The sequence below is a fragment of the Streptomyces sp. DS1-CR2 genome, from assembly GCF_055760475.1.
In genome coordinates this window covers 4212235-4224978 of the sequence record NZ_CM147085.1, presented here as the reverse complement: position 1 = coordinate 4224978, position 12744 = coordinate 4212235, and the positions used below count along the sequence as shown (strand labels likewise).

Annotated in this window: 12 protein-coding genes; 7 read left to right on the top strand and 5 right to left on the bottom strand. The window is 69.9% G+C overall.

The annotated features are described in order from the left end of the window. Positions 1 to 28: 28 nt before the first annotated feature. Positions 29 to 682, bottom strand: a complete 654-nt coding sequence (locus tag ACY0PA_RS20290; RefSeq protein ID WP_473085946.1) for a DUF461 domain-containing protein — start codon at positions 680 to 682, stop codon at positions 29 to 31. Between the two features lie 719 nt (positions 683 to 1401). On the opposite strand from ACY0PA_RS20290, the gene ACY0PA_RS20285 reads away from it, so the two are divergent. The 7 genes from ACY0PA_RS20285 to ACY0PA_RS20255 all read left to right on the top strand — a co-directional run bounded on the left by ACY0PA_RS20285 (position 1402) and on the right by ACY0PA_RS20255 (position 8190). After that, entirely contained in the window at positions 1402 to 1884 is a 483-nt protein-coding gene (locus tag ACY0PA_RS20285) for a CarD family transcriptional regulator (RefSeq protein ID WP_003953493.1), read from the top strand. A 291-nt stretch (positions 1885 to 2175) separates the two neighbouring features. Next, positions 2176 to 2919 (top strand): 2-C-methyl-D-erythritol 4-phosphate cytidylyltransferase, encoded by a 744-nt coding sequence (gene ispD / locus ACY0PA_RS20280; protein WP_473085945.1) that lies wholly within the window; start codon positions 2176 to 2178, stop codon positions 2917 to 2919. Next, the gene (ispF, locus tag ACY0PA_RS20275) at positions 2909 to 3403 is read left to right on the top strand and encodes a 2-C-methyl-D-erythritol 2,4-cyclodiphosphate synthase (protein WP_473085944.1); all 495 of its coding nucleotides are present in this window, start codon (positions 2909 to 2911) and stop codon (positions 3401 to 3403) included. Before ispD ends, ispF begins: the two co-directional genes overlap by 11 nt. Positions 3404 to 3477: 74 nt before the next feature. Next, the gene (locus tag ACY0PA_RS20270) at positions 3478 to 3882 is read left to right on the top strand and encodes a PPOX class F420-dependent oxidoreductase (RefSeq protein WP_473085943.1); all 405 of its coding nucleotides are present in this window, start codon (positions 3478 to 3480) and stop codon (positions 3880 to 3882) included. Between the two features lie 94 nt (positions 3883 to 3976). Beyond that, positions 3977 to 5392 (top strand): cysteine--tRNA ligase, encoded by a 1416-nt coding sequence (gene cysS, locus ACY0PA_RS20265; RefSeq protein ID WP_473085942.1) that lies wholly within the window; start codon positions 3977 to 3979, stop codon positions 5390 to 5392. 85 nt (positions 5393 to 5477) lie between these two features. Next, positions 5478 to 6422 (top strand): 23S rRNA (guanosine(2251)-2'-O)-methyltransferase RlmB, encoded by a 945-nt coding sequence (gene rlmB, locus ACY0PA_RS20260; RefSeq protein ID WP_116512322.1) that lies wholly within the window; start codon positions 5478 to 5480, stop codon positions 6420 to 6422. Between the two features lie 91 nt (positions 6423 to 6513). Beyond that, entirely contained in the window at positions 6514 to 8190 is a 1677-nt protein-coding gene (locus tag ACY0PA_RS20255; RefSeq protein ID WP_473086378.1) for a DoxX family membrane protein, read from the top strand. Positions 8191 to 8296: 106 nt separating this feature from the next. On the opposite strand, the gene ACY0PA_RS20250 is transcribed toward ACY0PA_RS20255, so the two are convergent. The 4 genes from ACY0PA_RS20250 to ACY0PA_RS20235 all read right to left on the bottom strand — a co-directional run bounded on the left by ACY0PA_RS20250 (position 8297) and on the right by ACY0PA_RS20235 (position 12691). Next, positions 8297 to 9043, bottom strand: coding sequence for a nucleotidyltransferase family protein (locus tag ACY0PA_RS20250; protein WP_473085941.1), 747 nt, complete (start codon positions 9041 to 9043; stop codon positions 8297 to 8299). 44 nt (positions 9044 to 9087) lie between these two features. Then, complete coding sequence (locus ACY0PA_RS20245; protein WP_473085940.1) at positions 9088 to 9543, bottom strand: hypothetical protein; 456 nt, start codon at positions 9541 to 9543, stop codon at positions 9088 to 9090. Between the two features lie 225 nt (positions 9544 to 9768). Continuing rightward, positions 9769 to 10908, bottom strand: a complete 1140-nt coding sequence (locus tag ACY0PA_RS20240; protein WP_473085939.1) for an ABC transporter ATP-binding protein — start codon at positions 10906 to 10908, stop codon at positions 9769 to 9771. A 370-nt stretch (positions 10909 to 11278) separates the two neighbouring features. Then, complete coding sequence (locus ACY0PA_RS20235) at positions 11279 to 12691, bottom strand: RNA-guided endonuclease InsQ/TnpB family protein (protein WP_473085938.1); 1413 nt, start codon at positions 12689 to 12691, stop codon at positions 11279 to 11281. Between the last annotated feature and the right edge of the window lie 53 nt (positions 12692 to 12744).

The following is a 12744-nucleotide window of genomic DNA, read 5'->3' as shown; positions in this document are numbered from 1 at the left end:
CCGCCCTTCGCCTTGCGTACGTATGTGATCAGTGCCCGGACGCCCCGGCGGCCGGGCTGCCCGAGGCCGACTCGGACGGCGAGGCGGAGCCGGACGCGGTGGCCGACCCGGAGGGCGTCGCGGAGCCGGACGCGGACTCCGACGGCTCCGTGCTGGGCACGGCCGGGATCTCGCTCGGGCCCCACTTCTTGAAGTAGCTCTCGGCCGGCACGACGAACGACTGGATCTTGACGGCGCCCGTGGTGCTGAACGTGAAGGTCAGCGCCTTCACGTCACCGTCGAGGTCGGCGGTGCGGCTGTTGGGCAGCTGCGCGGACGCGTTGCCCTTCCCGCCGAGCACGAGGGAGCCGCCGGCCGGGATCTTCACGGTCTTCTTGCCGTCGGCGGCCGACAGCTCGGCCTTTTTGCCGACGCCGTCGAGCACGATCGAGTCGAGGGTCTGGGCCTTGGAGCCATTGTTGAAGAGCGTCGCGGTCACGACGGCCGGACCCGTGGACTTCAGGTCGGGCTGCGTGATCACGGTGGCGTTCTGGATCCGGATGTCCCCGACGGAGGTCTCCGCGTTGTCGGGCTTGACCTCCAGCGTCTGGGCGTTGTTTCCGGCGCCGCACGCGGCGAGCGAGGCGATCGAGAACGCGAGGACGGCGGCGGCGAGGGTGCCGCGTCGAAGGCTGCTGCTCACGGCGGCGGCAACTCCTTGAACGTGGGCGATAAGGGTCTGGACGCCCGGGGCGGGTGTAAAGCCGCCCTAAGGGTCTGTCAGCGGGCTTAGGTTACCGAGCCGTTTGCGCGCCGCTGCACCCGACCCGCCCCTAGGGGGTTTCGGATGGTTCCCGGCCCCGGCCGATCTCCCGCTCCGACCGGCCCGCGCACCACCTGCCGTACCCGCGATCACCCTCCCGATCACGCCCCCACCGAACTCACCGGACTCACCGAAGACCCGCCGGCCTCGCCTCGGCCCCTCTCACCTCACCAAACACGACAGGCCGCATTGGCCTCCCGTTCACCATTCACATAAGTGCCCCGGGAGGGCACCTGCGGATTTCCGGTAAGGAATGCATGGCGGTACGGAAAATTGATCACCCCTCACGGTGATCAATTCCGGATTCGGGTCGCACGCGTCTGCGAGTCACCGAACGGAGTAGCGGAAGTGCGGCGCTTCGAACCGCGCAAAACGGGACGTTCGGCCCCCTGCGGACCTCTTCAGGTAGGTGTACGGTGCGCGTTTCGTCCCCACCGAAGAGCCGCTCCGACCTGCGAATACCCCCTTCCGCGGGCCCTCCGCAGCACGTTCCGGTTGTTGTTGTCAAGCCCCGAGATATGCCCTGACCTGCGAAAACGTCATTCAGAAGACGCCGTTTCCGTGTTACCCTGGATAGCCACGGAAGGGGTACCTGTCACATGACGTTCAAGGTTGGCGACACCGTGGTCTATCCCCATCACGGGGCCGCGCTGATCGAGGCTATCGAAACTCGCCAGATCAAAGGCGTGGACAAGACCTACTTGGTGCTGAAGGTCGCGCAGGGTGACCTGACGGTGCGTGTGCCAGCGGACAATGCGGAGTTCGTCGGCGTACGTGATGTGGTCGGTCAGGATGGTCTCGACCGGGTCTTCGAGGTGCTTCGCGCGCCGTACGCCGAAGAGCCCACGAACTGGTCGCGCCGTTACAAGGCAAATCTCGAGAAGCTCGCCTCCGGCGATGTCATCAAGGTCGCGGAAGTCGTCCGTGACCTGTGGCGTCGGGAGCGTGAGCGCGGACTGTCCGCAGGTGAGAAGCGCATGCTCGCCAAGGCACGGCAGATCCTGGTGAGCGAGCTCGCGCTCGCTGAGAACACGAACGAGGACAAGGCCGAGGCCCTGCTCGACGAGGTTCTCGCGTCCTGACGCGCGCCCTGACCGGCACGCGGCTGCGACAAGAAGTCCCGGGTGAAAGCCCAGGCGCATGAATAATGCCGCGGTGCCCGCTGACCCTGATGGTGTCGCCGGGCGCTGCGGCATGTTCGTACCCGCACTCTGTGCCTGCTCGCGGTACCTGTCCGCTTGACTCACTGGCGTGCCGGGCCCGGGCAGCTGGCTCGACCGGATGTCACGGAAGGGGTCCGGTCAAGGCGTCGCGCCCGGCACTGGTGTTGGCCATACCCACCTCGGTCGAGCACACAAACCTGAACGGAAGCGATGTCTGACGAAACGCGGCCCTCGCGCACCGCGGCCGTGATTCCGGCCGCCGGCCGGGGCGTACGCCTCGGTCCGGGCGCCCCCAAAGCACTCCGCGCGCTCAACGGCACCCCGATGCTCATCCACGCCGTCCGGGCGATGGCCGCCTCGCGGTCCGTCTCCCTCGTCGTCGTGGTCGCCCCGCCCGACGAGGCGTCCGCCGCCGAGGTGAAGACGCTCCTCGCCGACCACGCCCTGCCCGAGAGGACCGACTTCGTCGTCGTACCCGGCGGCGAGAGTCGCCAGGAGTCCGTGAAGCTCGGCCTCGACGCCCTGCCGCCCGGCATCGACATCGTCCTCGTCCACGACGCGGCCCGCCCCCTGGTGCCCGTCGACACGGTCGACGGCGTCATCGAAGCCGTACGCGAAGGCGCCCCCGCCGTCGTCCCCGCGCTGCCCCTCGCCGACACCGTCAAGCAGGTCGAGGCCCGCACCGGCGGCGGACCCGAGCTCGTCGTCGCGACGCCCGAGCGGGCCCGGCTGCGCGCCGTGCAGACCCCGCAGGGCTTCGACCGCGCCACGCTCGTGCGCGCCCACGAGACCGTCACGGACAACGTCACGGACGACGCCGGCATGGTCGAGCAGCTCGGCGAACCGGTCGTCGTCGTGCCCGGGCACGAGGAGGCCTTCAAGGTCACCCGCCCCCTCGACCTCGTGCTCGCCGAGGCCGTACTCGCCCGCAGGAGGGCCAACGATGGGTTCTGAGCTCCCGGTCATCCCCGTCGTCGGCATCGGCACTGACATCCACGCCTTCGAAGAGGGCCGCGAACTGTGGTGCGCCGGACTGAAGTGGGAGGGCGAGGGCCCCGGTCTCGCCGGGCACTCCGATGCCGACGTCGTCGCGCACGCCGCCTGCAACGCGCTGTTCTCCGCCGCCGGGCTCGGCGACCTCGGCGCCCACTTCGGCACAGGCCGCCCCGAGTGGTCCGGCGCCTCCGGGCTCACCCTGCTCACCGAGGCAGCCCGCATCGTGCGCGAGGCGGGTTTCACCATCGGCAACGTCGCCGTCCAGGTCATCGGCCCCCGGCCGAAGATCGGGAAGCGGCGCGAGGAGGCGCAGAAGGTGCTCTCCGACGCGGCCGGCGCCCCCGTCTCCGTCTCCGGCGCCACCACCGACGGCCTGGGTTTCCCCGGCCGCGGCGACGGCCTCGCGGCGATCGCCACGGCACTGGTCGTCAGGACGGGCTGAAATACCGCTCCGGGGGCGGATGTTGGCGCAGTATCGGGTACTCGTACACGCATCCCCCCAAGGAGTGAGGCTCCATGTCCGCCCAGCTGTCCGACGAGCTCAAGGCGTTGCTCGACACCCCCGTCTTCATCACGGTCGCCACCATCCAGCCCGACGGGAGCCCACAGGTGTCGCCTGTCTGGGTGAAGCGGGACGGGGACGACGTGCTGTTCTCCACGACCGTCGACCGGCGCAAGGAGAAGAACCTGCGCCGCGACCCCCGCGTCACCGTCGTCGTGCAGCCCGCCGACAGCCCCTACACGTACGCCGAGATCCGCGGCACCGCCGACCTCACCACCGAGGGCGGCCAGGAGCTCATCGACGAGCTGTCCCTCAAGTACACGGGCAAGAAGTACGCGGAGTTCAACCCCCGCTCCGCGGAAGACGCCGAGCGCGTCGTCGTGCGGATCACCCCCCGCAAGGTCGTCGGCCGGGTCTGAGCGGCGGCCTGACGCACGTCACAACGTCACGGTTGCGCCCCGTGTCCCCAAAAGGGGTCGCGGGGCACTGCCTCGGGCCCACTACCCTGGAGGGGTGACTATTCGCCTGCACGACACCAGCGCCCGGAAGATCCGTGACTTCGTCCCGCTGACACCGGGTTGTGTCTCGATCTACCTCTGTGGCGCGACCGTGCAGGCCGCTCCGCACATCGGGCACATCCGGTCCGGCCTCAACTTCGACATCATGCGCCGCTGGTTCACGTACCGCGGCTACGAAGTGACGTTCGTGCGGAACGTCACCGACATCGACGACAAGATCATCAAGAAGGCCGCCGAACAGGGCAGGCCCTGGTGGTCGATCGGGTACGAGAACGAGCGCGCGTTCAACGACGGCTACACCGCCCTCGGCTGCCTGCCGCCCACCTACGAGCCGCGCGCCACCGGTCATGTCACCGAGATGGTCGAGATGATGCGCGGCCTCATCGAGCGCGGCCACGCCTACGAGGCGGACGGGAACGTCTACTTCGACGTGCGCTCCTTCCCCGGCTACCTGGAGCTGTCGAACCAGGACCTCGACGAGCTGCGCCAGCCCTCCGGCGACGGCGAGACCGGCAAGCGCGACCCGCGCGACTTCGCCATGTGGAAGGCCGTCAAGCCCGGCGAGCCCAGCTGGGAGACCCCCTGGGGCCGCGGCCGGCCCGGCTGGCACCTGGAGTGCTCGGCGATGGCCCACAAGTACCTGGGCTCCGCCTTCGACATCCACGGCGGCGGCATCGACCTGATCTTCCCGCACCACGAGAACGAGATCGCCCAGGCCAAGGCCTTCGGCGACGAGTTCGCCAAGTACTGGGTGCACAACTCGTGGGTCACCATGAGCGGCGAGAAGATGTCGAAGTCCCTGGGCAACTCGGTCCTCGTGTCCGAGATGGTCAAGGAGTGGCGCCCGATCGTGCTGCGCTACTACCTCGGCACCCCGCACTACCGCTCGACCATCGAGTACAGCGAGGAGGCCCTGCGCGACGCCGAGTCCGCGTTCGCGCGGATCGAGGGCTTCGTGCAGCGCGTCACCGAGCTGGCCGGGGGCGTCGTCGCCCCCGCCGACGAGGTGCCGCCCGCCTTCGCCGAGGCGATGGACGACGACCTGGGCGTGCCGCAGGCGCTCGCGATCATCCACACCACCGTCCGCCAGGGCAACAGCGCCCTCGCCGCCGACGACAAGGAAGCCGCCGTCGCCCGCCTCGCCGAGGTACGCGCGATGCTCGGCGTCCTCGGCCTGGACCCGCTCGACCCGCACTGGGCCGGCGAGACCGAGCGCGGCGAGGCCGTGTTCAATAAAAACGTGCACGGCGCCGTCGACACCCTCGTACGGCTCGTCCTGGAGCAGCGCGAGTCCGCCCGCGCCCGCAAGGACTGGGCCACCGCCGACGCCATCCGCGACCGGCTCGGCCAGTCCGGGCTCGTCATCGAGGACAGCCCGAACGGCCCCCGCTGGACGCTCGGCCCGCGCTGACGACCTGCGCGAATGTGCCGCCCGGGCCTCCGGGCGGCACACTTCATATACGTACGCACATACGCATCACACAGACAGGTAGATCATGGCCGCGAACAACCGCCGCATGTCCGGCAAGAAGGGCGCGCAGGTCGGCAGTGGCGGCCAGCGACGCCGGGGACTCGAAGGCAAGGGTCCGACGCCGCCCGCCGAGATGCGCAAGGGACACAAGAAGAACCGCATCGCGGGCGCCAAGGCCAAGCAGGCCACCCGCCGCCCCGCGACGCTGAAGAGCCGCGGCGGCAAGGGCACGTCCGAGATGGTCGTCGGGCGCAACTCCGTCGTCGAGGCGCTGCGCGAGGGCGTGCCCGCCTCGATGCTCTACGTCCAGCAGTTCATCGACAACGACGAGCGGGTGCGCGAGGCGCTCCAGCTCGCCGGTGAGCGCGGCGGTATCCACCTGATGGAGGCCCCGCGCCCCGAGCTGGACCGCATGACCAACGGCCTCAACCACCAGGGCCTCGTCCTCCAGGTCCCGCCGTACGAGTACGCGCACCCGGAGGACCTCGCCGCCGCCGCGTACGACCAGGGCCAGGACCCGCTGATCGTCGCCCTGGACGGCGTCACCGACCCCCGCAACCTCGGCGCCGTCGTGCGTTCCGTCTCCGCGTTCGGCGGCCACGGCGTCGTCGTGCCCGAGCGGCGCGCGGCCGGCATGACCGCCGGTGCCTGGAAGACGTCCGCGGGCGCCGCGGCCCGTACGCCCGTCGCCCGCGCCACGAACCTGACGCGCGCTCTCGAGGGCTACAAGAAGGCCGGCATCGCCATCGTCGGTCTCGCGGCCGACGGCGAGCACACCGTCGGTGACCTCGAAGCCCTCGGCGGGCCCGTCGTCATCGTGGTCGGCAGCGAGGGCAAGGGCCTGTCCCGACTCGTCGGCGAGACCTGCGACTACCGCGTGCGGATCCCGATGCCGGGCGGCACCGAATCCCTCAACGCCGGTGTCGCGGCAGGCGTCGTCCTGTACGAGGCGGCCCGCCGCCGTTCCTGACCGGATGTCCGGGCCGCGATCTTGACGCGGTCCGGACATTTGCACGCGCTCGAGGCAGTGTCCTAAACACACATCACTCGGTTAGATGAGTGTGGACACCAGAACACCCCGCACACCTACGGGGGACCGCTCGCCCGGACTCGGCCCCGGATTCGATTCCGGATTCGACGACGGTCCCGCGCTGAGCATGGTGAAGGTGCCGTGCGATCCCGCGCAGGTCGTCGTCAATCACGCGAGTTTCCGCGTGCAGCTCCCCCGGGCGCAGCAGACGCAGTCCCCCCGCATCGCCCGGCACCTGGGCTCGCTGGACCAGACCGCTCGCATCCCCGTCGTCGGCGCAGCCGCCGCGCGCCGCCGCGCCCCCGTCGTCTGGAGCGGCCGGTCCGCGCCCGGCGACCCCGGGGCCACCGGTCTCCTCCAGGCGGCCCGCAGAGCAGGCGAAGGCACGCTGCCCCGGCACGGCTTCGAGGGCGGGGGCGGCCGCGCCACCCAGGTCATCCCGCGCATCGACCTCGACAGCGACCTCAGGGACGACGCCACGGGCGAACTGCCCACGGTCACCGCACAGGGCACCCGCCTCCTCCCGCAGATGCGGCAGTCCGGCAGCGCCTTCGAAGAGCCGTTGTACGTGGAACCCCCGTACGACGACGGCGAGTTCAGCGACGGCGAGTTCAGCGACGACGAGTTCGACGACCGGGCCGGGAGCAACGCGTCCCGGCGGCACGCTGCCGACCCGGTCCGGCACGCGTACTACCCCGGCCGCCGGATGAACCTCGGCGTCGTCCTCCTCCCGCTGCGCGTCTTCCTCGGCTTCATCTCCATGTACGCCGGCATGGGCAAGCTCTGCGACCCCGTCTACTTCGACGGCGGCGACCGCGGCTCCATGGTCAAGTGGCTCAACTCGCTGCACCCGTGGGCCCTCGCCGAACCCCTGCGCGACTTCGCACTCCAGCACCCCGTCGGCGCCGGGCTGTGCATCGCCTTCCTCCAGGTCGTCGTCGGTGTGCTCACCGTGCTCGGCCTCTGGCAGCGCGTCGCGGCCGTCTTCGGCGTACTGCTCTCGGCCGCACTCATCGTCACCGTCAGCTGGAAGACGGTGCCCGCCTACGACGCGCCCGACATCATCTACCTGGCCGCCTGGTCCCCGCTGATCATCGCGGGCGCGCCCGTCTACTCCATCGACGGACGCCTCGCGGGCGGCGCCTGGCGCCGGCTCGGCCCGCGCGCCGAACTGTGGGAACTGCGGCGGTACGTGCTGCGCCGCGGCACCGTCGTGACGACCGTCGCCGTCGGCCTGACTCTGCTCATCGGCTCACTGCTCGGCGGCGCCGTGCGCGACGCGGGCCGCGTCACAGCCCCGAGTCCCGGAGAGGCCCCGCGCAACGAACTGCCCGGCTCCCCGCTCCCGTCGGAGCCCCGCCGCAAGCAGCACCGCTCGCAGAGCCCTTCGGCGTCCAACGCCCCTACGCAGGGCGCCACTTCGGCGAAGCCGTCCGGCGCCGCGAGCTCACCGGGATCCGCCCCGGCTACAGGTACCGCCAGCGGCGTGGGCCAGCCCAGCCAGACGCAGGGCACCGGCCAGGCGCCCCCGCAGTCGGCCCCGCCGGCCCAGCAGCAGCCCCCGGCGTCCAGCAGCGGGCCCGCCTCCAGCGGCGGCACGGGCACGGGCGGCGGCACCGGCACGGGCGGCGGCACCGGCGGGTCGGGTGGTTCCGGCGGCGACGGGGACAAGCAGGGAGGCCTCCTCGGCGGAGTACTCGGCGGCTGACCACACCCCGTAGAAACCTGAACGGGCCCGCACACGCATTGTGTGCGGGCCCTTCCCGTATCGGGACATCAGGCCATCAGGACACAGGACATCGGGAACGGCGGGCTCAACGTCCCAGCGCGGCCAGCTCCTTGGCGGCCTCGGTGAGGTCCTTCGCCGTGTCGATGGCCCTCCAGTACGCGCCCTGCGGGATGGGGAAGCCGGCCAGGCGCTTCGCGCGGGCCAGGCGCGGGAACGTGGTGCGCTCGTGGTCACCGCGGTCCGGGAGCAGGCCCGTGAAGTCGGGGGAGAAGACGTAGACGCCCGCGTTGATCAGATACGGGGACGGCGGAGCCTCGACGAAGTCCGTGATGTGGCCGAACGCGTCGGTCTCCACGGCACCCCACGGGATGCGAGGGCGGGCCAGAGCAAGGGTGGCGGTGGCGTCGCGCTCGGCGTGGAAGTCCGCCATCTCGCGCAGCGAGAACCGGGTCCAGATGTCGCCGTTCGTCGCGTACCAGGGCCGGTCGGGATGCGGCAGGTGCGCGGCGGCGTACTTGAGGCCGCCGCCACGGCCGAGGGGTTCCTTCTCGACCACCGTGGTGACACGCAGCGGGAGTTCGGCGCCGTCGAGCCACTCCTGGAGCACCTCGGCGAGATGCCCGCAGGAGACGACCGCGTCCGTCACGCCCTCTTCGGCGAGCCAGGCAAGCTGATGGCCGATGATCGGGGTCCCGGTGCCGGGGATCTCGACCATCGGCTTGGGCCGGTCGTCGGTGTAGGGCCGCAGGCGCGAGCCCTGGCCGCCGGCCAGGACGACGGCCTGTGTGGGGTGGTGCTGGCTGTGCGGGTCCGGGGCCTGGGCGCTCGTCATGCCCGCACTGTACGTCGGCCCCTTCCCGGCCGGCCGTGAGGGCGTCAGCCGCGCGCTGCCGTGGCGACGCCCGTCGCGAACGCGGTGTCGCAGACGGGGCGGGCGAAGGACTGGGCGCGGGAGGGACCGTAGGCCTGCACGGCGGCGCGGCCCAGGGCGCGGGCGATGGAGACGCAGTGCTTGGCGAGGGACGGCCGCTCGTGCATCTCCTGCTGGAGGTGGGTGAGGGCGATACCGGGGTCCTTGTCCTGGAGTTCCAGCAGCAGCTTGTCGCGCAGGACGTCCTGGGGGGCGCGCGACGTGGCACGCGCGGAGACGTTCTGCGAGGAAGCGGTGAGGATCGAGTCCGGTGAACTGCCGGACCAGTTCACTCGGGTGACCGCGAGTGTGCCGGAGAGCACCAGCATCACCGGCAGGACGAGAGCGAGGGTGCGGCCTACGCGGCGGGCGGGGCCCCGGCCCCGGCGCGGCTTCTGGGTGTGGTTGGCGGAGTGCGTCACGCGAGTGAGCGTAGCGGTCGGTGATGATTTGGCGACATTTAGTCACTCGGTCGAGGGATGGGCAATCCCGTTTTGATTCACGCGTGTTGACGTACAAGGGTCGAAATGGCAGATGCGCGGGGGTATTTGTCGACAACGCTGCCTGAGTTCCGGGTGGGGGAACGGCCGGGAACGCGAGGAGCCCCGCACCGAAGTGCGGGGCTCCACTGCGCAGCAGGCGGGCTGTCAGTCGGTGAGGCGCTCACCGGTCGACGAGGAGAAGACGTGGGTCTCGCCCGGGCGGGGCACGACGTGGAGCTGGGTGCCCTTCTCGGGGACCTGGCGGCCGTTGACCCGGACGACGAGGTCCTTGGCCTCGCCACCGACCTGCGCGGTGCCGTAGACGTAGCCGTCGGCACCGAGTTCCTCGACGACGTTCACCGAGACGGCGAGGCCGGCCGGGGCGTCCGCGGTGTCCTTGGAAAGGGACTGCGCGGCCTCGCCGCCGCCCGCCTCGACTATGTCGAAGTGCTCCGGGCGGACACCGACCGTGACGGTGCGGTCGCCGGCGTCGGAGGCGGCCTTCAGCGCGTCGCGGTTCACCGGCACGACCGAGTTGCCGAACTTCACGCCACCGTCGGTGATCGGGACCTCGACCAGGTTCATGGCCGGGGAGCCGATGAAGCCGGCGACGAAGAGGTTGGCCGGGCGGTCGTACATGTTGCGCGGGGTGTCGACCTGCTGCAGCAGACCGTCCTTGAGGACCGCCACACGGTCACCCATCGTCATGGCCTCGACCTGGTCGTGGGTGACGTAGACGGTGGTGATGCCGAGGCGGCGCTGCAGCGACGCGATCTGCGTACGCGTGGACACACGGAGCTTGGCGTCGAGGTTCGACAGCGGCTCGTCCATGAGGAAGACCTGCGGCTCACGCACGATGGCGCGCCCCATGGCCACACGCTGGCGCTGACCGCCGGAGAGGGCCTTCGGCTTGCGGTCCAGGTACTCGGACAGGTCGAGGATCTTCGCGGCCTCTTCGACCTTCTGGCGGATCTCGGCCTTGTTCACGCCGGCGATCTTGAGGGCGAAGCCCATGTTGTCGGCGACCGACATGTGCGGGTAGAGCGCGTAGTTCTGGAACACCATGGCGATGTCCCGGTCCTTGGGCGGCAGGTGGGTCACGTCGCGGTCGCCGATGCGGATCGCTCCGCCGTTCACGTCCTCGAGACCCGCGAGCATGCGCAGGGAGGTCGACTTGCCGCAGCCGGACGGGCCGACGAGGACGAGGAACTCACCGTCCTCGATCTCGATCTCCAGGCCGTCGACGGCCGGCTTGGTGGAGCCCGGGTAGATCCGGGTCGCCTTGTCGAACGAAACAGTTGCCATGGCTGTTAAGCCCCCTTCACCGGCAGGAACGTGCCGGACGATCCGTTGTAAAGGTGGTGATCCAACGCGGGCGCTGCCGCAGTGGTGTAGTCCACACGGGTGAACTGTTTCTGGACGGTACCTGTCCGGTGTCGGGTCTGTCAGTAGCCGGAGCGAAGTGACCTTCGACGAAATTTTTTCGAGAAGTTCGAGGGTTCGGACTGGCTGGCAGGCAGAGCAACGCACTTTTGACCTCGCCCTCAGGCTTCCTGCTTCACTGCCCGTCGCCGACGGACACACGGGCTGCCCCGTCATCGCGCACGGACTCACACGAACTCCACAGGCATTCCGGCCGACGGCCCGTCGGTCCGTACTGCACCTGCCGCGCCACTTACGCGGCAGGCAAAGACCCCTCCGAGCGTGGCAGCTCCGACGCCTTGATCACCGCCGGCGCCGTACGACCCGGTGGCAAGGCGGACATCACCAGCCAGTACAGGCGCATCCCCTCATCCCGCAGATTCACCGCCGCATTCACATCGCGGTCATGGGCCGCGCCACACTCGGCGCATACCCAATCCCGCACCGAGAGTTCCACCTTCGGCCCCTTCACATGACAGGCCGAGCAACGCCGCGTGGAGGGGAAGAAACGGTCCACGATCACCAGCGTCCGGCCGTACCACTCGCACTTGTAACGCAACTGCCGCAACAGCTCACCCCACCCCGCGTCACGGATCGCCTCATTCAGCCGCGCCTTCCGCTTCCTGCCCGTGCCACGCGCCGGAATCAGGGTCACGATGGACAGGTCCTCCACAACGAGCACTTGGTTCTCGCGCACGAGGCGGGTTGTGAACTGGTCCAACATGTCCCTGCGCACATCACCGATGAGCGCGTAAAGGCGAGCGATCTGCCGCCTGGCCTTCTCCCTGTTCCGCGAACCCCGCACCTTCCGGTGCAGCTCACGCTGCAACCGCGCCAACCGCTCCCCATACCGCTTCAGCAGACGCGGGTGATCCAGCTTCGTTCCGTCATCAAGCGTGACCAACGAAGCGAGCCCCAGATCAAGCCCGACGGCCTTCGGCTCCCGAGAACCCGGCACGAACGCGGAGGACAGCTCCGCGACCCGCTCCTCCACCAGCACCGCCAGGAAATACCGCCCCGCCCGGTCCCGCGTCACCGACAACCGCACAGGAAGCACCCCCGCCGGAAGCGCGCGAGACCACCGCACATCGAGCGGACCCGACTGCTTGGCCAGCGTCACACGGCCCGTGCCCGGCCGATCCGGATCCTCCACCCAGCGAAAACCCGTCCGCACATACGTCGCCACATCCCGCGACCTGCGCTTCTTCTTCCCCTTCGGATACTTCGCCGTCCCCTTGAAGAACCGCGCATATGCCTGATCCAGATGCCGCAACGATTGCTGAAGCACCGTTGACGACACCTCCTGAAGCCACGCAGTGCCCGCGGCCTGCCGCCAGCCCGTCAACGCCCGGCACGTCTCCGCGAACCCCACATTCACCCGATACCGCTCCCAAGCGCCCGACCGCAGCGCCAGGCCCTCGTTGTAGACCCACCGGCAGGCGCCGAACGTCTTCTCCAGCTGCTCGGCCTGCTCCGTCGTCGGGTAGAAGCGGAAGCGGTAGACGCGCTGCTGAGTGCCGGGCTGCTTGGCGCGGCTCCTCATGCGGGTCGCTGGACGGTTCTGGTGCTTGACCCGATCGCCGATGCCGAGTGCCTCGCGCTTCACGCGTTTGGCCTCGACGCCGGTCAGCGCCACCGGCTGTCCATGCGCCGCCGAATCCCTCATGTGTCCCCCGGGTCCCGTTGTCCGATAGTCGGAACGGTGTGTCTGTTCGGTAA

Coding starts and splice junctions, on each gene's coding strand:
- ispF (WP_473085944.1), top strand. CDS start 2,909: ATGGGTTCTGAGCTCCCGGTCATCCCCGTCGTCGGCATCGGCACTGAC.
- ACY0PA_RS20235 (WP_473085938.1), bottom strand. CDS start 12,691: ATGAGGGATTCGGCGGCGCATGGACAGCCGGTGGCGCTGACCGGCGTC.
- ispD (WP_473085945.1), top strand. CDS start 2,176: ATGTCTGACGAAACGCGGCCCTCGCGCACCGCGGCCGTGATTCCGGCC.
- ACY0PA_RS20240 (WP_473085939.1), bottom strand. CDS start 10,908: ATGGCAACTGTTTCGTTCGACAAGGCGACCCGGATCTACCCGGGCTCC.
- ACY0PA_RS20285 (WP_003953493.1), top strand. CDS start 1,402: ATGACGTTCAAGGTTGGCGACACCGTGGTCTATCCCCATCACGGGGCC.
- rlmB (WP_116512322.1), top strand. CDS start 5,478: ATGGCCGCGAACAACCGCCGCATGTCCGGCAAGAAGGGCGCGCAGGTC.
- ACY0PA_RS20250 (WP_473085941.1), bottom strand. CDS start 9,043: ATGACGAGCGCCCAGGCCCCGGACCCGCACAGCCAGCACCACCCCACA.
- ACY0PA_RS20270 (WP_473085943.1), top strand. CDS start 3,478: ATGTCCGCCCAGCTGTCCGACGAGCTCAAGGCGTTGCTCGACACCCCC.